Source organism: Paenibacillus taichungensis (assembly GCF_050994985.1).
Classification (GTDB): Bacteria; Bacillota; Bacilli; order Paenibacillales; family Paenibacillaceae; genus Paenibacillus; species Paenibacillus taichungensis.
Genome location: NZ_CP194720.1, coordinates 2267957 through 2289787, shown reverse-complemented (window position 1 = coordinate 2289787; position 21831 = coordinate 2267957). Strand labels below are relative to the sequence as shown.

17 protein-coding genes are annotated in these 21831 nt (G+C 44.0%); 6 read left to right on the top strand and 11 right to left on the bottom strand.

Going from position 1 to position 21831, the window contains the following annotated elements:
- Position 1: 1 nt before the first annotated feature.
- The 4 genes from ACR1R9_RS10445 to ACR1R9_RS10430 form a co-directional block, all read right to left on the bottom strand.
- Positions 2 to 751, bottom strand: a complete 750-nt coding sequence (locus ACR1R9_RS10445; RefSeq protein WP_433921124.1) for an ABC transporter permease — start codon at positions 749 to 751, stop codon at positions 2 to 4.
- Positions 752 to 1513 (bottom strand): ABC transporter ATP-binding protein, encoded by a 762-nt coding sequence (locus ACR1R9_RS10440; RefSeq protein ID WP_433921125.1) that lies wholly within the window; start codon positions 1511 to 1513, stop codon positions 752 to 754. It lies immediately after the preceding gene.
- A gap of 215 nt (positions 1514 to 1728) precedes the next feature.
- The gene (locus ACR1R9_RS10435) at positions 1729 to 2070 is read right to left on the bottom strand and encodes a DUF1048 domain-containing protein (protein WP_099859128.1); all 342 of its coding nucleotides are present in this window, start codon (positions 2068 to 2070) and stop codon (positions 1729 to 1731) included.
- 73 nt (positions 2071 to 2143) lie between these two features.
- Positions 2144 to 2464, bottom strand: coding sequence for a PadR family transcriptional regulator (locus ACR1R9_RS10430; protein WP_433921126.1), 321 nt, complete (start codon positions 2462 to 2464; stop codon positions 2144 to 2146).
- Between the two features lie 584 nt (positions 2465 to 3048).
- On the opposite strand from ACR1R9_RS10430, the gene ACR1R9_RS10425 reads away from it, so the two are divergent.
- Positions 3049 to 3285: a hypothetical protein gene (locus ACR1R9_RS10425; protein WP_433921127.1), complete on the top strand. Its 237-nt coding sequence runs from the start codon at positions 3049 to 3051 to the stop codon at positions 3283 to 3285.
- A 31-nt stretch (positions 3286 to 3316) separates the two neighbouring features.
- Here the strand turns inward: ACR1R9_RS10425 and ACR1R9_RS10420 are convergent, their stop codons facing one another.
- Both ACR1R9_RS10420 and ACR1R9_RS10415 read right to left on the bottom strand, forming a co-directional pair.
- Complete coding sequence (locus ACR1R9_RS10420; RefSeq protein WP_433921128.1) at positions 3317 to 3490, bottom strand: hypothetical protein; 174 nt, start codon at positions 3488 to 3490, stop codon at positions 3317 to 3319.
- A 306-nt stretch (positions 3491 to 3796) separates the two neighbouring features.
- A complete protein-coding gene (locus tag ACR1R9_RS10415; protein ID WP_433921129.1) occupies positions 3797 to 4717 on the bottom strand; it encodes a ketopantoate reductase family protein in 921 nt (306 codons plus the stop codon).
- Positions 4718 to 4866: 149 nt separating this feature from the next.
- Between ACR1R9_RS10415 and ACR1R9_RS10410 the strand changes: the two genes are divergently transcribed.
- On the top strand, positions 4867 to 5418 hold the full coding sequence (locus tag ACR1R9_RS10410) for a TetR/AcrR family transcriptional regulator (RefSeq protein WP_076291308.1): 552 nt from the start codon (positions 4867 to 4869) through the stop codon (positions 5416 to 5418).
- Between the two features lie 840 nt (positions 5419 to 6258).
- Here ACR1R9_RS10410 and ACR1R9_RS10405 read toward each other — a convergent pair.
- Together ACR1R9_RS10405 and ACR1R9_RS10400 are read right to left on the bottom strand one after the other, a co-directional pair.
- Positions 6259 to 6474, bottom strand: a complete 216-nt coding sequence (locus ACR1R9_RS10405) for a hypothetical protein (RefSeq protein ID WP_076291310.1) — start codon at positions 6472 to 6474, stop codon at positions 6259 to 6261.
- A gap of 309 nt (positions 6475 to 6783) precedes the next feature.
- On the bottom strand, positions 6784 to 7083 hold the full coding sequence (locus ACR1R9_RS10400; RefSeq protein WP_433921131.1) for an immunity 53 family protein: 300 nt from the start codon (positions 7081 to 7083) through the stop codon (positions 6784 to 6786).
- Between the two features lie 344 nt (positions 7084 to 7427).
- On the opposite strand from ACR1R9_RS10400, the gene ACR1R9_RS10395 reads away from it, so the two are divergent.
- Genes ACR1R9_RS10395 through ACR1R9_RS10385 form a run of 3 tightly spaced genes read left to right on the top strand, consistent with a single transcriptional unit; the run spans position 7428 to position 10696 of the window.
- A complete protein-coding gene (locus tag ACR1R9_RS10395; protein WP_433921132.1) occupies positions 7428 to 8102 on the top strand; it encodes a response regulator transcription factor in 675 nt (224 codons plus the stop codon).
- Positions 8087 to 9181: a HAMP domain-containing sensor histidine kinase gene (locus ACR1R9_RS10390; protein ID WP_433921133.1), complete on the top strand. Its 1095-nt coding sequence runs from the start codon at positions 8087 to 8089 to the stop codon at positions 9179 to 9181. Before ACR1R9_RS10395 ends, ACR1R9_RS10390 begins: the two co-directional genes overlap by 16 nt.
- A gap of 51 nt (positions 9182 to 9232) precedes the next feature.
- The gene (locus tag ACR1R9_RS10385) at positions 9233 to 10696 is read left to right on the top strand and encodes a serine hydrolase domain-containing protein (RefSeq protein WP_433921134.1); all 1464 of its coding nucleotides are present in this window, start codon (positions 9233 to 9235) and stop codon (positions 10694 to 10696) included.
- 132 nt (positions 10697 to 10828) lie between these two features.
- On the opposite strand, the gene ACR1R9_RS10380 is transcribed toward ACR1R9_RS10385, so the two are convergent.
- A complete protein-coding gene (locus ACR1R9_RS10380) occupies positions 10829 to 17218 on the bottom strand; it encodes a GDSL-type esterase/lipase family protein (RefSeq protein ID WP_433921135.1) in 6390 nt (2129 codons plus the stop codon).
- A 207-nt stretch (positions 17219 to 17425) separates the two neighbouring features.
- On the opposite strand from ACR1R9_RS10380, the gene ACR1R9_RS10375 reads away from it, so the two are divergent.
- A complete protein-coding gene (locus ACR1R9_RS10375) occupies positions 17426 to 18298 on the top strand; it encodes a helix-turn-helix transcriptional regulator (RefSeq protein WP_076291315.1) in 873 nt (290 codons plus the stop codon).
- Between the two features lie 395 nt (positions 18299 to 18693).
- On the opposite strand, the gene ACR1R9_RS10370 is transcribed toward ACR1R9_RS10375, so the two are convergent.
- Both ACR1R9_RS10370 and ACR1R9_RS10365 read right to left on the bottom strand, forming a co-directional pair.
- Positions 18694 to 19164 carry an NUDIX domain-containing protein gene (locus ACR1R9_RS10370; protein WP_326066907.1) on the bottom strand — a complete coding sequence of 157 codons (471 nt, stop codon included), beginning with the start codon at positions 19162 to 19164 and terminating at the stop codon, positions 18694 to 18696.
- A gap of 708 nt (positions 19165 to 19872) precedes the next feature.
- Positions 19873 to 21612 carry an ABC-F family ATP-binding cassette domain-containing protein gene (locus tag ACR1R9_RS10365; RefSeq protein ID WP_433921136.1) on the bottom strand — a complete coding sequence of 580 codons (1740 nt, stop codon included), beginning with the start codon at positions 21610 to 21612 and terminating at the stop codon, positions 19873 to 19875.
- Positions 21613 to 21831: the final 219 nt, after the last annotated feature.

Sequence of the window (21831 nt, the reverse complement as noted above, 5' to 3'; positions counted from 1 at the left end):
CTCACCCTAATTGGCGTTTAAATACTTTACTTGCGAAGAAGAAAGCGATGAACATGATGCCGACACACCAGGCAAGTGCAATCCAGATATCATTACCAACAGACCCTTCATACAAGATGGCACGAATCGCATTCACGATTGAAGTCAACGGTTGGTTCTCAGCGAACGCACGGACAATTTTAGGCATGGTTTCAGTGGGGACAAAGGCCGAACTGATAAACGGCAGGAAAATCAGCGGATATGAATAGGCTGTCGCCCCTTCCATAGACCCTGCTGTCAATCCGGGAATGACCGCCAGCCAAGTCAGGGCCAGCGTAAACAGCGCTAGTATCCCAGTTACCGCGAGCCAATCCAGGATACTAGCGCTGGAGCGGAAGCCCATCAAGAGCGCGACAAGGATAACTATCACCACAGTAAGTGTATTAGAAATAAGCGAGGTCAACACGTGAGCCCACAATACCGACGAGCGTTTGATTGGCATGGTGATGAAACGTGCCATCAATCCGCTCTTTACATCCGTAAACAGCCGCAAGGAAGTATAAGCGACGCCGGATGCAATAGCCATCAACAAGATTCCAGGCAATAAATAATTGACGTAATTGTCAGCGCCAGTCTCTATGGCGCCCCCAAATACGTAGACAAACAGAAGCATCATCATAATCGGCGTAAGCGCAACGGTGATAATTGTATCCGGACTACGCATGATGTTTCGCATTAAACGTTCTAGTAACACCCCTGTTATGTTTTTCATTTACATCTCCTCCTTTTTATTGATGATTGCGAGGAAAATTTCCTCCAATGTCGGCTGCTTCTTGATGTACTCCACTTTCGCTGGCGGGAACATCTCTTTGAGTTCAGTAAGGGTACCGGTAGTGATGATTATTCCGCCATGCAGGATAGCGATACGGTCGGCCAGTTGTTCTGCTTCCTCTAAGTACTGGGTTGTCAGCAAGATGGTCGTGCCGCCGCCGGCAAGCTCCTTGACAGTATTCCATACTTCAATCCGCGCTTCGGGATCAAGCCCTGTCGTTGGTTCATCGAGAAAAATGACAGCTGGTGTCCCAATCAGACTCATGGCAATGTCAAGCCGGCGTTTCATCCCGCCGGAATATTTGTTTACCCGACGGTTGGCCGCATCGGTCAGGCTGAATCTTGCAAGTAGATTGTCGACGACTTGAGCTGGATTGGAGACACCCCGTATCTTGGCGATCATCATCAGGTTTTCACGTCCGGTGAGTATGCTATCTAAAGCTGCGAACTGCCCTGTCAAGCTAATGTTCTGGCGCACATGATCCGGTTGACGCTGGACGTCAAAGCCACAAATCCCTACTTCCCCGCCATCGGGCTTTATTAGTGTAGAGAGGATGTTGACTGTCGTTGTCTTGCCGGCTCCATTGGCACCCAGAAGTGCGAAAATTTCGCCACGCCTCACTTCAAAATCCACTCCCTTTAATACTTCCTTGTCATTAAAGGATTTTTTTAACCCTTTTACAGATATCGCTGCATCAATCATGCTTCTTCCTCCTTATAAAATGCGCAGCAAGGATGCTTGAGAAAACCAAAAATTATGGTCAAGCACCTTGCAGAGCTAGATTGACTACATTAATTTTTCCACTATTCAGTCAGACTGATATCATGTATTACTTAGTACCGGATAAAAATTTAACTGAATAGCGAGGCGGCAATTTACATTTGTACCAGCTAATCAGTCAATATACTCTATTGAATTTATTTTTTTTCCAAACGGTTCTTGATACTCTGATTCAAATCTTCACGATACTTGGCGACATAGGTTTTAGCGTTTGCGACTAGTTCGTCGGCAAAAGACGCCACATCGTCCCCGGTTATTTCCAGCACTTGTCTGCCTTCCGCGGCACCGGCTTCGAACAACTCGATTAACTCATACTGAATGTGAAGCATATCCATCCCGTTACCCGTCGCGAAATTCCACATATAGTTTTGAATTTTCTTATATACGAACTGATAGTCCTCTGGCAGTGACTCCACACGTGCCATCATCATTTTGTACTCTTTTTTATCACCAATCATTTTTTTGAATAATTCCATCATATTATTTTTCTCCTCCTTTTTATAAAGCTCAACAAGACACTCCAAAACTATCGGTGCGGAATATCTTATGATGTTAGATTGACTTCAAGACGTTGATTTTTGATGTTACAAAACCCCATTTTTCCCAAAACAGTTCAAGTTCTTGGCGACCATCCTCATTAAGCGTGTAGAATTTGCGAGGCGGCCCCATATCTGAAGGTTTCTTCTCGATATTCACCAGTTTTTTCTTTTCTAATCGCACAAGGATAGTGTAGACTGTCCCTTCCACGACTTCGGAAAACCCTAACTCGTTCAATCGGCGGGTAATCTCATAGCCATAGGTTTCATGGCGGCTGATAATTTCCATTACGCAACCTTCGAGCGATCCCTTCAGCATTTCAGTTAAATTTTCCATGTTCAGATCCTCCTCTAATTTGTCCCTCCCCTAATTAGTATCACTTATATTCAGTACAACATAGTACCGAGGGAAATTATTACTCAATAATTTTTGGAAACCGAAATCTACTTAGTATTACTTATTACCTGTACATCGTAACACTGAGTAGCGACGAGTGTCAACTACTTTAAAAATTATTTTTGCCCCCCGCACCATTCACCTTTTCAAATACAGAGTTACCTTAGTTAATTATAATCATCCCCTGTTCTTCCGTACTAATTATGAAAAGATATAAGAAAGGCAATATACCTAACTATAAAGGACTGTGAAGAAGGTGGAATACTCATAGAAATCGATCTTACTCATGACGATCCTCGTAAACCACGGATTTGGCGTTACCGTGTCGAGGACATGAAGCGAATCCTAGATAATTTAGACCATATTGAATCTGCCGTACCAGGTCTCAGTGGACGCACTGACCGAAGCCGAATAGCAGCAGCTGGACATTCCTTCGGTGGCCAAACGGCGGGCAATCTCTTGGGATTGCGAGTCCTCGACCCAGAAACTAAGAAGGACGTGGACCTGTCTGACTCAAAGCGGGCGTGCTGTTCGCCACCGCTGGACAAGGTGGCGACAGCCTGACGACGTTCGCGGCCGAGAATATGCCGCACTTGAACGTGAGCTTCACGCACATGACCACGCCCACGCTTGTGATCGTCGGGGATCAGGACTACACCCTGCAAAAGTATCAGTTGACCGTCCGCGGCCCAGAATGGATGTCCGACCCCTACTTCTTAAGCCCAGGGGCCGAGAGCCTGCTCACCCTATTCGGTGCATAACACTCACTTGGCGGAATCCCAGGTTATGAAGTTACGGAAACAACAGATGAAAATCCTGAACATGTCGCCTTAATTCAGCTGGTCTCATGGGCTTATCTTTGTCATGCGCTCGATATTGAACATGACAGTTGGTCGGCAGTTCAAAAGACTTTGTCAGAAGATCCAGATCCAATTGGTCGAATTGAATCCAAGTAAACTTTAACAAGAGCTAGATACACTCCTTTAGCCACCTCTTACTGGTGATGGAGCGTATCTACTTTACGTCTATAACCTAAAGGATAATATACAGCGAAAGAGGGATGAAATCATTTCGATCTGTGTCCCTAGATGTGGGCAAAAATTGCTCTATATATGATCGAGTTGGCGTCGCATAAGCGTTATATTGATTGCCTCCAACACTGTGGAAATAAAGTTTTAGAGTGGGTCCAAAATAAAGCAGCGGCAGAACAAGACTTGATAAATAAAGTCTTAGACTGCCGCTGTTGTTGTTCAATTATGGTTTCCCGTTAGTTTAGTCAAGAACTACCGATTTGATATCATTTTGACTTAAAAATTTCAATAAATCATTACTTAGCTGCACAATCTCATTGTTAGCATTATTCGCATAATCCGGCAACATCATATCCTTAACCATTTTAGTTCGTAGCCATGTCATAAAGAAAAGATCCAAAAATAAGTTTGGAAATTTAAGCACCATTCTCAGCATTGGTGGATCAATTGAAACGCCAGCTTTTTGTATAGCCCTTAGATGCGCTTTTAAAGTGACTGTTATTTGGCGTGCCGTCTTTCTGATTTTGGCTGTTTTTTTGTCAATGATCTTATTCTCAGAATGCAAAAAGCTTAACATAGCAATGTCTGATACGGAATGTGTGATTAGATACGCTTGCATATCCTTTTTAATAACGTAAGGAAGCTTTGCTGTTTTAAATAATTTAGCGAGGTTTTCTATGCGTTCTGTCACTACACCATTAATTTCTCCAAATGCAGTTGCCGCTATAAACTTTGGTAGAAATCGAGCATACAATACTCCATCTTTAATCTGTCCGCCGAAGCCTGGAAAAGCGGGTAAAAGTCTATCCCCTACGATATCCAGCCACGAAGAAAATCCAATTGAATTACTAGTCATCGTAACTATATTTTTGCTTTGATTATCTTTTAGCGCTAACAACGCTGATTCGGACCGATCATAACGAACGGTAACGAAAATAAAATCGTATATATCGTCATTTGCGAGCGTATCAATGACATTCACTTGTACCGATCTAACTGTACCTTTTTCTTTATATTGCAGGCCATTTTCTCTTAATGATTTAAATCTATTCGAATGTGCAAACAGGGTAACGTCAAACCCTGCTTCAATAAACTTAATTGCGCACATACTCCCGATGACACCTGCACCAAAAATTAATATTCTATCTTGTTTTGCTGACATTTAAGCCACCCCTACTTTTTAACATTTACTTTTTGATTATCCGACAACATGTTGTATGATGTGATTGTAAATCTTTATTATTCCTTGATCAACCATCAGATTTTTATGATTTGTCGGATGATATTCTTATTCGCTAGTAGGAGGAAAACATGAAAAAGCAACCCCAAATAACGGAGAAAACAAGACAACAGTTTGTAGAAGTTTTTTGTGAGTTATATAGCCAAAAGCCGATTGAGAAAATTTCGGTTCAGGAAATTGCGAATAAGTCAGGATATAACCGCAGCACCTTTTATCAATACTTTACTGACATTTACGAATTGTTAGACTCTGTTGAAAATGACTTATTCAATGAAATGAAGAAAGAAATGGCGAATAAAGAGCTATCAGTGCATACAGTTCAAGATACGCTCCATTGTCTGGATAACAGGGAACACCTCCTGGTTCTCAATGCCCTTTTGGGTGATTATGGAAGTGCCCGCTTTTTAAAACGCTTAAAACAAGAAATTACTTTGAATCAATTAGAATTAAACGTCCCGCAAAACCATTCCTTAACGCCATACTTCATTGAGTTTTACCTGACAACTTCTCTTTCTTTATTTCGTCTTTGGATCCAGCGTCAAAAGGATTTATCGTCAGAAGAATTTTTCAAGTTAATGGAGAACCTATATTCAAGAGGAATTACGCCCTATTCTAAAGAATGAGTCTGTCATTCAAACCAAATCCATATGTTGTATAACAATAAAAAAGTGTGCATAAGTTGTTTACACAATATACTCCATAAAGACACCAGGGTCGCCGGCCTTTTCGCGACACTCGCGATCGCAGGAGGGCTAGTTACAGGTGCGGGAGTCCTACTGCTCTGGACGCTGAAAAGCAATCCATCACGCCCTTTCGACCTCGCATCCATAGCGACGTCGCCGACAATCCCGCCAGAGCTCGGCGCCGTGGTCGGAGCTGGCTTCGCTCTTATAGCGGCTATCGTGCTCCTTCAGTTACCCGGCTCAATCGCCCACGCCGCGCGACGTCAGGCGGACATCCAGCGTCTCCGCTTGCAGAGTTCGTCATTCGCAGGGACATTGACTGCCGTGAACTTCACTAACCGCTGGCTCTTCCATTTCCCGATGTTTAGGGTCGAGGTAAGCTATATCGTCAACGATACTCCTATTGTCGTCTCAGCGCACATGCGCACCAGCGCCGACCGCGTTCCCGTCGTTGGCTCGCGCATACTCGTGCTGACCGATTTTCGCGGCACCACCCATGTGGAGCTGGACTTGTCCAACGGAGTGGTATTCGAGCCAGACGTAACGAAGTACTCCGCACCGGACTATTGATTTTGCTCTTCTGATGCACCCTTAGTCCGCGTGGCCCACATTAAAACTCCAATTTTTTGGCCTCACTTGTGGTACGGCTCAGCTTAAGTTCTTGATACAATTTCTTATCCTTAGCTTGGGACATGAACTTGGTTACTTAAAACAAAAAAAGCCGCTATAATAGCGACTATAAATGGAACAAAGTGCTTGTATCGCGACACCATTCATTCTTTACTTTTTTCTACTACTCTTCTTTTTTCTGAAGAAATCGAACTTGATTACATAATCAAAAAGAGACGTAATTACAACAACTCCAAGTGGAAACAATGAATAAACCCAAAACGGATTATTTGGAGCTTCACCAGGGGGGGCATCAGTTAAAAAAACATAAAGGACAACACAATAAATTATGGCCACTACAATACCTGTTACGTTTCTATTTTTCATACCTGTTCTCCACCTCTTGTTCACAGAAAATTTAAAGTATTTTAGGAATATTAAAACCCATATCTGGAATAATTACCTGTATTTAATATTCTATAATATGGATTGTATAAATACTAGTTTCTGTGACCCAGGACTTCGTATCCATTTCGTACCACATTAACCTTTAACCACTGATCAAACAGCATCAAGGTTAAATTAAACATAAACTAATATTTATACATTAACTCATTCTAATATGGGTCCCATTCTCCCGTTACAAACCTAGCATTGACTGCTTTTTCCAGACTAACAGGTGTCTTACCATTTTTATCATCTTTCTATGCTTGAAGCCCAATTTTCAAAGTAAATTAGTATCTCTTCTAGATTCATTGCTCCTCCTGCACCATGAAATACTCCATCCCTCACAATACAGTAAAACCAATCTTGATCATTTCTCTCTTCTTCAATTGACTCAAACGGTACTTTTTCTAAATTAGTATCTGTCAAGTTGATTTCAACAGACCAACCGGGATTATCTACTGTATCAATTTTCACACCATATGAATGTTCCCAATCCCCATTACAGTTTTCATAATACCAGTTCTGAAGCCATGTTAATGTATTCATCATCTATACCTCTTCTTTGAAATTTCATAGCTGGCCTAACTACCTCATGTTAAAATTCACCATTAACATGGGGTATTAGCAGATTCTATTTTGTTATTTATTAATGGGACCTTTTTCTTTTCCATCAAGACGTTGTACCTTATCAATCTATTGTATTTCTTTTTTATAGAAAGAAGAGTTATACCATATGATTGGAACACTTACCAAATAAAAAATTTTCCAAATATCTCATTCCTAGAATACTTATTGATTTCCAGGTGAAAAATCCAATTTCAATGGAGATTACATTGCTTGAAGATTTTTGCTATGCTGAATTCAAACATTTAGATATGGGAGACGGAGCATTGATGCCTAAGATACTGATCATGGACGATGAAGCAGATCTTCGAAAGTTGCTGACTGATTACTTTGAAATAAATGGATATTCCGTCATGACGGCCAAGGACAGCCGGGAGGCGCTGCGGAAAGTGGAACAACAACCCGATCTCGTTTTGCTAGATATCAACATGCCTGAGCAGAACGGTCTTCAATTGTGCGAGAAAATTCGTGGCTTCGTCTCTTGCCCGATCTTATTTTTAACGGCTCGAATCGAAGATGCAGATAAAATAGCCGGATTTCGGGCCGGAGGCGATGACTATATCCTGAAACCTTTCAGTATTCACGAACTGGGGGCCAGGGTCGAAGCGCATATGCGCAGAGAACAGCGAATCCAAAGCAAATCCTCGATAAGGTTTAACGAAGACTTGGTCATTGACTATACAGCCCGGGAACTCTACTACCGGGAGAAGCGAATTCCTCTTGCCAAAAAAGAGTTCGACATTATCGAATTGCTGTCTACGCATCCCGGCATGGTGTTCGAAAAAGAACGCATGTACCAAGCTATTTGGGGCATGGACAATCAAGGCGACAGCAGCGTGATCGCGGAGCATATCCGGCGTATTCGCTCCAAATTAAAGGAATACAGCTGCGATAACCGAATCGAAACAGTTTGGGGAGTCGGATACAAATGGCCAAGCTCATGAATAGGCTTCCGCTTAAGCGATTTAGCTTATTGCAATCTTTTATCCTGTTGTGTGTGGTCACGCTCATTGCTGTGCTGGTCGTCATAACCATGGAGTTCTCCTGGGCAGAGAACCTGCGGCTGCGTTTTGGAGAAACGGATTGGGTGCTGCCCTCCCTTGTCGCGGCTGTGCTGCTAACCGTGGCAACAGGGATTGTCACCATGGCAGTTCTATTTTACAGATGGAAACTAAAACGTCCGCTGGAGCTATTAAAGCAAGCATCCGAAAGCATTTCGGCCAACGATCTAAGCTTCAAAATCTCCTATGACAGCCGGGACGAGATGGGCGAGTTGATCGCGGCATTTGAAAACATGCGCTCACAGTTGGAGAAAAACGTAAAGACGCTCTGGCGTTCGGTTGAGGAGCGGAAGCAGCTCAATGCGATTTTTGCCCATGATCTGAGAACCCCCCTGTCGGTGTTAAAAGGAAACGCTGAGTTTCTCGCCATTTATCTGCCCGAGAAGAAGTTATCGGAAGAAAAGGTGTTGGACCTGATCCATACCATGAACCTTCACATCTTGCGTCTGGAGAGCTATGCCGAGGCCATGAACTCGATTCAGAGACTGGAGGATGTCCTGTTGAACTTCAAGTCGATGGATACGATCTCATTGACGACTTTACTGGACAGCAGCGGCGAACAAATAGCAAGACAGTTCGGTATACGCTTCGTCTCTTCTTTGAAATATGATAATGCCTCAATACATGTGGATCCCTATCTTGTCATGCAGATTTTCGAAAATGTGGTCGCAAATGGGGTGAGATACGCATCCAGTCAAGTGAACGTTCGTTATGACCTTCAGGAAGACACGATGAAAATTACCGTTTCAGACGACGGTCCTGGTTTCTCGGACGAAGCCCTGGTTAAGGCTGTACTCCCTTTTTACCGTGGCGAAGTGTGGGATTCGTCCGAACATCGCGGGTTGGGTCTTTACATTTGCAAGGTGTTTTGCGAAAAACACGAAGGAAGTCTCCAGGTCGCAAACGGACCTCACGGCGGCGGAAGCGTAACGGTAAGTATTGGGACCCAAGTTGATAAATAGTTGAAAATTATTTGATAGCATTTCCTTATCTTGAATTCAGGGAGTGTTATCATGTTAAAACTGAGAAAAAGAATGTATATCACCATCAACTGTTTATTGTTGTTATTTACCATGTGGGGAACCCCCATATCCGCCAATGCAGCCAGAGACAGGACAGAAGTCTTGCAGGAGATCGACGATTATATGAATCGGACCATGAAAGCCAATCACATTAAAGCTGCTTCACTGGCGATTGCCAATAACGATGAGGTCTTCTACGCAAAAGGCTACGGGACATTCGCGGATGGTCAAAGCGTTACGGGAGACACCCCTTTTCCTATTGCTTCGTTAAGTAAGTCCTTTACCGCATTGGCCGTTCTGCAGCTGGCGGAAAAAGGCATGATTGATCTGGATGCGACTTACGCTTCCTATTTTCCAGAGCTTTCTCCTCAGGATCCCCGTGTTCTTGACATCACGATCCGTCATTTATTGAATCAGACCAGTGGTCTCAATGACATAGTAAATCCTGATATGACGAGAAATCCGCAATTCCAATCGCTGAATGAGACGAATCGTTTATTAAACAAGGTTCAACTTGCCCGTAACCCAGGAACAGCCTACAGCTACCATAATCCCAATTACGTATTGCTGGCGAACCTCGTGGAGAGCGTCAGCGGTGAGTTCTTTTCGGATTATCTGAAAAAACATATTTTTGAACCGTTAGGAATGAACCATACCTTTAGCGTCACCACGACGCAGCAAATACATGATAATAAAACTATTCCGCTAGGACATTACTTGAGTTTGGGACGTTCCATAGGTCAATCGGAACCGCTTTGGTTCATTGATGGCCCCGCCGGCATTGTTTCAACTGCGGAGGACATGTCCCTATGGATGCTTGCCCAATATCACGGCAGCTTGCTTTCCCCTGCGTTGATGAAACAGTATCATAAACCCGGAGACATCGGTCCGTACGGCATGGGCTGGCTTGCTGACCAGGACGAGTCCGCCGGCCGAACGATCTCCCATAGCGGCATTTTCTGGACGTACAAGTCGGAAGAAATAGTTTATTTGGACGATCAGATGGGTATCGCGGTGATGTTTAATTCCGGATTAAGCGCTTTTGTGAATTACTCGGCTTTTATCGATGGAATCGCGAATATAATGAGGGGTGAGAAGCCCACAATCTCTTTTCTGAACGGCAGAAATATGGAAACAATCATGATTGCGCTGATCCTGGCTACCCTTATATGGGGCGTGCATGCCTATTTTCGCATCAGTAGAAGGAACAAACGCCTAACGTTCAGCAAATTGATTCTAATTACTGTCGGAAGGTTGATCCCGGTACTAGTTCTCTTGTCCCTATCCCCTCTCGTGACGTTTATCGGCGGAGGACGTGTGCTGCCTTGGTTCGGCATCTGGACTACCCTGTCGTCTCCAATCATATGGCTTGTTGTATGGTCATTAGTCAATTTCTTGCATTTGGCTTGCTATTATTACATCTATGTTGAGAACAAAAAGAACGGCTATGCATAGCCGATTCAATTTCTCAAAATAAACAAAAGTGCTACTCCTCAAAATGATGAGGAATAGCACTTTTTATATACTTACTCTACTTCAGGTCTAATCACTTACTGTTAATGGAATGTCTCAAACAAACATTTCAGTCTACTCTCGTACCGTCACATTTAATTTGGATGATCTGGTTTCCCCTGAAGAATTACGAAGTATAGCTTCATACTCATAGATTCCAGGTACCCTTCCAGAGATTGCGGTAACCGCAGACTGTGCACTAGGTGTACGGGATTGCAGTGATTGTGTGTCGATCAAAACACCATTTTCGTAAAGTTCGTATTCGGTTGCGTTCGTTCCCCACCACAGATTCATGGTGACATTATAGTTACCGTCTCCATCCCAGTTGTCATTCGACAGAACAGATTGCCCCGGGGAAGCATCCGTGACGATGACTGTCAGCGGAACACTCGTGGTCGTACCCAGTGCATTGATCAATTCACCGGTATAAATATAGGTACCATTTTTCTTTCCAGTTATATCAACTTTAACAGACTGGGCGGATGGGGATTGATCGACCAGAGAAATTTCCTTGATCAACTCACCATTCTCATACAATTTGAACTGATTGCCGTTATTGCCCCACCATAAATTCATCGTTACAGTATAGTCTCCGTCTTTGAGCCCCGTGTCGTAACCGTTATTGTCAGATAACACCGGAGTGCCAGGGGCCCCGTTTGCTAGTGGGGTTGCCTGCTTGAGCCATTCTTCCCATTTAAGCAGCACATTTGCCTGCTCATCCGTAAATACGGTTCCTCTAGCTGCTTGAACGTCATTACCGTAGGCTGCAAGCAGTTGACGCGCCTTTGCTCCTTCATGAGCGTTTGCTGCCTGGCTTGCTTGCTGTAAGGTGTTCGCAAGCTGATCAGCAAGAATACCGGCATTAGGATCTATCGATTCATCCGCAAAGGAATTGGTCAGATTGATCAGACTGTCGAACGTAGCAATAACCCCGAAACTATATTCTATCGTCTGTTCCCAGCCAGCCAAATCGGAGACGGTTGCCGTAACCTGGTTCAGGCCGGGTTCCAGTGTATACGCCGGAGTGTCCAGGAGCACACCCGTCGGTTCTGCCACACCGGATACCGTATCAGAGGCTGTATAGCCAATTTCCACGTGCTGATCAATGGTGTACTCGGATTGACCATGAATTTCAGCGGTTGGAGGTACGAGATCAATGGATATGGACAAAGACTGTTCACTCTCTTTGTTACCGTCAACATCGACGCTCCAGTAGGTGATGGTATGTGTTCCTTCTTCAGTTAGGGTCAACTGCGTACCACTTACCGTTTCGCCACCATTGATTTGATAATAGGTCCCTTCGATTTCGGAATCTTCATCGGTTGCTGTGAAGGTTACTTGTACTGGAGTCGTATACCAGTCGTTCTGGGATTCTCCTTCCACATTTGCCGTAGTATGCGGAGCTTCCTGATCAGGTGACTCCCCTTCCAGCGTAACAAAATCAGATAACGGTATATTCAAATCTTTCACAAGACGTGCCACGAGTTCGGCTACCTTGATTGCACCGTTCATCTGCAAATGCGTATTGTCCTCTGTTGTACCTACCCACATGAATATCGATTTGGTTCCTTCTGTGCCAAGCTCCTGGAAATGTTCCCAACTGGCCTGGTTCAGATCAATGATGAGTGTTTCCGTTTCCTGCGCCGTTTCTTTCATTGCCTGTACGTATTCCGGGAAGCTCTTGTTCAGTACCTCTCCGGTAAAATCACGACGGTTCACTGGCGTGACCAGAACCGGAATTGCACCTCTCTGCACAGCACCGTTAATGTATTCTTTCAAATATACTTTAAACTGCTCGGGTGTAAGATAACGCTCCGGACGTGACGGCGTGGAATCGTTATGAGACCACTGCATGAACAGATAATCGCCTTCATGAATGTCGAGCAAAATATCATTAAGATATCCGCCGACCAGGAAGGTTTTGCTGCTCAATCCTCCAACTGCCCGGTTATCAATGCTTACCTCATTCTGATCAAAATATCTTCCCAACGTTTCGCCCCAACCCGCTTGCGGACGATAATTCTCCGCGTAATTGGCCACGGTGGAATCACTAGCCAAATAAATTACAGGTTCATCGCTTGCGCTGTTATCTGGCAGGCGCTCCAGCTTCAGTGCATTGATCTTCGGTGCATTTCCGGTGAAGTCGAAATTAAAGACGCCATCGATCAGAGCAATGTCATACGTAATTTCTTTGAATTCGCCCTTGGCAATGGTTGTGAGCGGAAGCTTCGTCATCTGCTCTACAACGACATTCGCGTTGGTCGATTCTTGGGCATCCCCGATGGTCATCGTTACCCGGTAATTGGCCGGCTCCATTTCCACCAGGAAGGCGGTGCCGTTTACCCGTGTGAAATCCTCCTTGAGCGCATCCCCGGTTTCCCGGTTCTCATCTTTGGTTAGCGTAGTATCGGCAAAGCCATACCCATTACCTTCAATATACGCTCTTTTGGCATCTACCTTGGTGTATCCTTCGGCAGTGCCGCCGGAACCAAAATCAAATTTGTATTCGCTAATCTTTTCGCCCGGTTCACTTGTCAATGAATCTTTCGCCACAGTTAACATGTTAAACGCATGGTCAACTTGAGCTTGGGTGGCTTCCGTATTGAATATCGCTTCTGCAGCTGCCAAAGCCCGGTTCACCACTGCCTTCGATGCTTCTGTATATTCCGACAGATCAAGTGCTTTGATCCCATCGTACAGAGCGATTAAGGCAGCTTGATCGCCGCCCTCCGAAGGAAGCTCCGTGCCTTCAATTCGCACGTTGTCGATCTGCGTAGTCCAGTTCAACGTGCCTCCACCGCCTTTTCTCGTCCCTAGGAACCGAATGGCTCTGACGTTGTCCGCATATACACCGGAACTCAGCGGGATATCTTTGATCGTTTGTGTAACTGTCGGATCCGCCAGATTCGTCAATGTCAGATCCAGTGTTTTCTTGGCAAAATTAACGGTTGCATCCACATCGACCCACTGGTTCTTGGAAATCTCTGTAGCCGTTCCCCCTTCGGGTATGGCCGTATCGCCCGTACCGTAGTCCGGATTATATGCACCGACAAAATAATGAATTTTGGTGCTTCCGGTTTTCGTATACAGCGTGAAAAGGGCATTCTCGTTAGAATCCTGTACTGTGAGATGACCTTCTGACGGATAGGCACTCACATTACCGGATTGCCAGTCAAAGTTCACTTTCACCTGATCGCCGTTTACCGCATCGAACAGACGGAATACCTTGGCCCGATTGCCCGATCCTGACCCCGTGACGGACAGTACCTTATTTCCAGGCTGTTCAACGACCGTTCCGGTCATGGTTCCTGCAATACCAGTGGCATTAACCATTGCATACTGGTAGTCGGCAGCGTCGCCTTCAAAATCCTCCTCATATAGCTGGATTTCCGGCTCTGGTTCGGGTTCGGAAATATCCGGGTCGATGACCAGCGAAGAAATGCTCAGCTCCATGTCTTTGACCGCACCAGCAACGAGTCCGGCAATTTTCTTCGCACCATAGCTGCTGAAATGGGTATTATCGTTGATCCCATTCGGGTATTTTGGATATTCACCCGGATTAGCATAAAGGAACACTTTCTCCGTAGCTGTATTACCAATTTTGTCATAGTACGCAATACTTAACTTGCTCAGATCAATAAGTGGCACGTCAAGCTCCTCCGCCACTTCTTTGGCAGCCTGCACGTATGCCGGGAAGCTGACGTTGAATTCCTGAGTCACCGTATTGAAATCTCTTCGTCCAACCGGAGTGAGTAATACCGGTGTAGCGCCGCGCTGTTTGGCACCGTTTACATAACGAGCCAAGTAAATCTTATAGTCCTCCGGTGATGCATACCGATCCGGTATCCCTACACTCGCGTCGTTATGACCAAAGGAAATGAAGAAGAAGTCCCCCGGTTTGATTCGCTGCAGGATCGTGTCCAGACGGCCGTCTACCATAAACGATTTGCTGCTTCGGCCACCGATTGCATCATTCACGATGACTGCCCCATTCGAGAAATAACGTCCGAACTGCTGGCCCCACCCTTCTTGAGGAGCCTGCATTTCACTGTAAGATTGCATGGTTGAATCACCGGCCATATAGATCGTTGTTGCCGCACCGGCCACTTTCTCTGGATATTTCTCAATGAGGATATCCTGGATGTCTATGGCTGTACCGGTGAAGAGGAAATCGAGCTGCCCATCCACCAATGCAACATCATAGGAATACTCCAGCGGTGCTCCGGCTGCCACATTCGTTACGGCGAGCTTTTGCACAAATTCGGATTTGACCCCGACGTTTGAGTCATGCGTATCGTTGCCCAAACGTAGTGTAACCTTATAGTTGGCATTTGGCAGGTCAACAGCAAATGTCGTACCTGTCGCAACCGAAACCTCATTTGCTCCTACGGTAACACCGGTTGTATCCACGAACCCGTATCCTGGATTTTGCGCGTAGAGCGTATCCTGTATGTTCGTACTTCCCGATGCAGTCTCTGTTCCGAAATTAAAGCGATAGACCGGCTCTGGCATTTCTGCATCGCGAGTCAGCGTCAGATCGGCTTTAGGGAATGAGGTAGCTTCCGCTCCAAGATAAAAGCTGGTATGAGGCGGCTGGTTGTAGGCTACATTTTGCCAGGCTACGCCAAGTCGATACACAGGGTCCTGCATCAGCGTAGGAATGCGATAGTCTGTAGGAATGGTCGTTGTATAGAGACGATACTCCGAACTATCTTCGCTTCGCAGCAGAATTTCCTCACGCCAGTCGCCCAGAATGTCCGCCTGAAGCGCCGGATTTCCTTTGGTATGGTTGTTCGTTAACGTACCGGTCGCTCGGAAGATTTCATTTAGCTTTTTGTTTTCGTAATCCCATTTATAAATGAGCGGGATACCTTTGGCTGTACTGTTATCCCATTCATGGTCAAACAGCTCACGCTGAAGATCTCCGTCCCACCAGATGGCGAAATTGGCGGTTTCGGGCCCTTCGTCCACCGTGTAGATAGCCTCTCCGGCAGCCGAATAGGTATTGGTTACGGGAACGCTCTGCCCATTGGTAATGGTTGTGGCCCATGATTCGTATCCCGGATAGTTCGGATCAATATCCGCCGACATCCCGCGACCGGTGTCAAAACCTGTTTTCTCCCCCCAGAGAATTTCACCTGTTGCCGCATCGCGCATCTCCAGTCCGTATGCAGCATCTGAATGCTCATGCACGCTTACCATCTGATAGCCCTCTCGGTTTGGATCGAGCTGACCGGCGTGCATGGCATCGCCGTGGCCGAGTCCGGTGCTGTACAGCAAGCTGCCGTCATCGTCTATGGCTAGAGCGCCAAACATGATTTCGTCCTTGCCGTCATTGTCGACATCCAGCACACTTAGATTATGATTGCCCTGTCCTTCATATTGTTTTCCTGCTTCGTTTGTGTCGAACGTCCAGCGCTTGACGAGTTCCCCACCAACATAATCATAAGCAACAAGCACAGTGCGGGTATAATAACCCCGGCTCATCACAACACTTGGCTTCGTGCCATCCAGATAAGCGATGGCACCAAGGAACCGATCTACACGGTTGCCATAGCCGTCACCCCAATCACTGACGTTGCCTCTTGGCGGATCATAATTGACGGTGGATACGGCCGCGCCGGTCTCACCGTCAAACAGTGTGAGATACTCAGGCCCTGACAGTATGTATCCACTCTCGTTACGGTAATCTTTCGTGCCGTCGCCAATGACCGTGCCTTGGCCGTCCTTCGTGCCGTCCGCCGTCTTGACCACAACTTCGGCCTTTCCGTTGCCATCAAGGTCATACACCATTAATTGCGTGTAGTGCGCTCCGGCACGGATGTTAACTCCCAGGTCAATCCTCCACAGCTTTGTACCGTCCATTTTGATGGCATCGATATACACATTGCCGGTATAACCTGCCTGCGAATTGTCCTTGGAATTGCTCGGACTCCACAGAAAGACGATTTCATATTCGCCGTCGCCGTCCAAGTCAGCTACAGATGCGTCACCTGCATAATACGTATAGGTTCCACCGTCTTTGGTCCGACCGTCAGCCGGTTTATCCAGCGGAATAGGCAAATAATCATTATGCCAGACCGATACAACCTCCGGTAGCATTTGCTCCTTTCCCGCAACGATAGTGGATATTTGGTACTGCGAGCTGTCGAAACCAGTGGTGTCCACATAGTTCGTCACGTCGCTTATGGGCGATGCGTTCACTTTGGTTCCGTTTTTATATATATTGAAAGAGATATCATCAGGATCATTATTTAAATACCTCCAGCTTAAAAAAACACCATTGTCTACAAGAACCGCAACCAGACCCCGGTTAAGATATTCTCCTTGGCGACCCGGTAGGCTACTGCTACTTGGTGACTCTGCACGCACCGGCGCCGGGGGTATGACCAGTGAGATAACCATAAGGAGCGCTAATAAAGATACAAATATCGATTTCTGGATGAAAACAGTTCTTCGGTTCATCGGATTAAGTCCTCCTTATCGAAAAAATCATTTTAGAATCACAAGTTCGATCTGCTCTTCTGGTTGTCAAATGAACACAAACTACAGTCACCCCCTTTTATATGTTACCGCTTACATTTATCTTACAGCTCTAAAAAAAGACAGACAATCTAAAAAATGTGACGTATTATATAATATAATTGACTTTTTTAGGCAGGGGATGAAAGTATGGTTCATACGGTCTCTTATGCTTTTCGTAATGACGATACATCAATCATGACACTTGACTCTATTGGATGGCAGATCGTCTCAAGCGAGGAATATCGTTGTCCAAGTGACAATAGACCGGACCCGGGGCATGTTGTTTTTCAATACACGCTTAATGGTCAGGGTTATCTGGATATTGAAAATCAAACGATTCCTTTACCGAAGGGACATGCACTACTTGTTAAAATCTCCGGAGAACATTGCTATTACTATAAACAAGAGAACAACGAACCATGGGAGTTTATATGGATAAACATTCGAGGGGATGAAGCCAACCGAATTTGGGATATGATCCACGAAAATGAGGGACATGTCATTCGACGAAACGCGGACTCCCCTTTGATTCAAGAGTTATGGCAAATTATCCATTTGATTCATCAAGAGAAAGTTACGGACAAGTATCGCTTGTCCGAGCAAATCTATCGGTGGTTGCTTATCCTAGTGCAGACAAGTCGGGATGCGGAGAAGGATATCGGGGCCCTTTCAATAACAACGATCGAGAAATGTAAAAAATTCATCCGAGAGAATTATGCAGCTCCATTGACGCTGGATCTGCTGGCCAGCCACTGCGATATCAATAAACACTATTTGTGCAGATTATTCCAGAAATCTGAGAAAACATCACCGCTAGCCTATCTCAAGGACAGACGCATTGAGGTTGCAATCCGACTACTCCGTACAACGGAACTCCCGATTTCCCAAATTGGCCAACAATGCGGTTTTGAGAGTCCCAGCTATTTCGGCAAAGTTTTTCGGCAATATATGTCCATGTCGCCTAAAGAGTATCGCATGAATAAGTTAGAGTTTCCTTACGAGGCCATTTATTATGAATAGCCAAATCCGCTATTTGCGAGGAAGCTTTCAAGCTCTTCACGTTTAATCTTCGGCCTCAAATTGCCAACATGTTCTTATCATTGGATTTAGACATGCGGTTTTCAGTTGTACCGATAATGTAAAAAAAAGCCGCTAAAATAGCGACTTTCAATGTAATAATGTTTTTGTACCTCGACATTAAAGATTCAATTTTAAACAAGTTTATCAACCGACTTTTGCAGCTTTATTTTCTCTTCATCTGGGTTGATCATAACGAACATTTCGATTTTCTGAGATTAAGAGAGATCACGGATTAAATTGCTTCTTTATTACGTTCATCATGAAGCGCAATTCCATTGAGATACCGACTGGTTCTCCACTCTGCCTGTAACGGCAAGTTTAAGGCCGTGTTCGTATCACACGAATTCAATTAACTTCCTATCTATTTCTGCGATATCACCAATCTCTGATATACCATCCCAAAGGATAATTGAAGAAGCTTCATCGTTTTCAACAAAATCATCAAGTTGGTACAGTTCACCCACAAACAGAGCTCCATACTCTGTCCGTTCAGGTCCATGAAAACTGGGCTGAAGTCTAAATTTCATTAAACCTTTGAATTCAACCGTATCAATATTTTGATTGGTTTCCTCAAATAATTCTCTAATTACACATTGTTGAGCATTCTCTCCAGCTTCAATAATACCTCCCGGCAGCTCCCAATTCTTTCTCCACTTATTATGCATGAAGAGATACTTTCCTTGGAACTTCGCCACGATTAGAGCATGTGTTAGTGAAGCATCCCGTGTAATTGTTGTGACCTTATCATACTCAATATTAATAAATTCCAAAAAAATATTACCTCTTGAATCTGTCATGATTGCCATTTTTACTCCTCCATTTCAAAATAAAAAACGCGCAGACCTAAGTCCTGCGCGTTACATATCGCAGGATGGTAAGCGCGAATAGCGTTAACCCATCCCCAATTTTTAAAAGGATGGATTAACGCTTTCCATGATGGTGAGATTGTTTTAATTCTAAAGTTAACATCGTCTATTCTCCTAATCATCAATGTATGGAAATAATACCCACTATAATGCACTAGAGTCAAGTATATATTTTGCTTCATTCACTATAACGTACCCGCCTGATAGCTTATTGAGAATTATCTCCCGTTAGCGTAACAGGCATTAACTTTTAAAATCTTTATTAGGCTTTATGTTTTGTCTGTATCGAATTATGGCTAGAGGTAGATTAACTATTCCACAGATAAAAGAAGAGACAATAGATATCCATTGAGGTATTGTAGGATAATTCGGTTTCCCGTCTCCGACAGGTCCTATTTTGGGTTGGTGGCTATCCCACAAACCATATAAGAGACCAACAGCAGGTGTCAATATACAAATTACACTTGCAACGATATGTAACACATACTTGTTCAATCTAGCCCCTGCCTTTAATTGAATGAAAGCAGCCAATCATCGTTAGCTCGGGACACGAACTTGTACCGATAAAATAAAATAAAAAAAAGCCGCTAAAATAGCGACTTTCAATGGGACAATGTTCTTGTAATCATTTCAATCAGAGAGCTGTAATTAAAGCAACTTAATCAGCTCTTCAAGCTCATCAACCAAAACTTTGGCAAGTTCAAAATTAGTATCTTTTAAAGCCAATTCGATTTTCATCTCAACAGACTTTTTCTTTTGCTCATTTTCTAGATAGTCTTCATCAAAATGACTCGCATAAATCATCTCTCTAAATTCTTGTATACTCATTTTGCTAATCGTCTTGTCCTCAATAATTAAAACATAATCCATACCATTTACAACAGAATAGAAATCATGAGAAATCATGAGAATCGCACCTTTGTAGTCTTCAATGGCTTTCTCCAATGCGATTTGTGTATATATGTCCAAATGGCTTGTCGGTTCATCTAGAAGCAATACGCTGGCTTGACTGGCAGAAACTTTAGCCAATTGAAGCATATTTTTTTCTCCGCCAGATAACGATTCAATCTTTTGATCAAGGATTTCTCCTTCAAAGCCATAGTTTGGAAGATACGATCTAATCTCATCATACGTTTGAAACCCAGCATCTATGAATTCATTTAGTATGGTATTCGAATCTTTTAGCATTTCGCCTTGAACCTGAGATAAATAAGCCACGTTAACATCAGCATTGATTTCAATGGAATCCTGATTGTTTTTTAAGATTTCTCGGAGTAAAGTCGTTTTCCCGGTTCCATTTGGACCAATCAGGGCTACTTTATCTGTCGATTTGATCTCAAAGTTCACATTTTCCAAAAGCAGCTCATCAAAGGAAACGCTATAATTATTGACTTTAACCACAACAGCTTCTTCCATTTCCTTATCGATACCAAAACTGATATTCGGCTGTTTGATATCGACAAAGGGCTCTTTTATTCGACGTGCTTCCAATCTCTCTTGAAACTTGACTCTGGCTTTTAACGCTCTGCCTCTGGAGGCTTCCGAATTATACGTGGCGATCTCTCTAAGATTGTCGATGATGTGATCGTATCTCTCAATTTCTTCAGCTTCAGCAACCGCTATTTCTTGCAGCTCGATCTTAGTCTGAAGCAGCGAGAAGTTATAATCGATAAATCGCCCGTCAAACTCCTGAATCTCTGTGTTTTCAAGGTGTATGATTTTGTTGAAACAATGATTCAACAGATACCGGTTGTGCGTAACGACCAGCAGCATTCCCTTGTGGGAATTAATAAGCTTTTTAAGTGCGTTCAGATTTTCAAAGTCTAAAAATACATCGGGTTCGTCCATAATCATTAAGTCTGGACGATTCAGCATTTCCTTCATCACTTGAATAAGTTTGAATTCCCCGCCGCTTATGGCGGATATACTAAGATCTTTGAGCTTCATGAGGTTGGCAAGGTTTAACTGTTTATTGATGTTTTTTTCGAAATTATCCCCATCCATCGCCTCGAAGGCATCCAAAGCCAATTGAACCTTTTCCATCAGGGAATCCATATCCGATGTGGTGGCCATCTCCGCATAAATCGCTGTAATTTCATCTTGTATCTTGATGAATTCTTCTGCGATATATTCAAAAACGGTCATTTCTTTCGTTTTGTCTACTTGTAAAAACTGACTCACATACCCGATTCTGCAATCGGGGTCTATCTCTAACTTGCCCTCGAACAAATATCGTTCCGGATCCATCAGGATATCGATCAGTGTACTTTTCCCACTGCCGCTTGTTCCGATAAAAGCACAATGTTGTGCCTCTTCAAACGTAAATGAAATGTTTTTATATAGTTCCTTTTGTGGAAATGAGAAGGATAAGTTTTCAACTTTTATCATAGTGTTACCTTTCTTTATAACTAAATTGGTGGCTAGTATCGAATATATTGTCGAACACAGACTTTTAGAGTAACACTGTTTACCACCAAGTACAATCGATTTTTAGCCCTTACCCTCACTTCGAAGTTCTAATACTTTCTATAGAATGATGACTTGTTGGACGATTTTCAGAATCAATCAGTACAAGTTCTTATCCCTCGCCACTAATTCCCAAGTAAA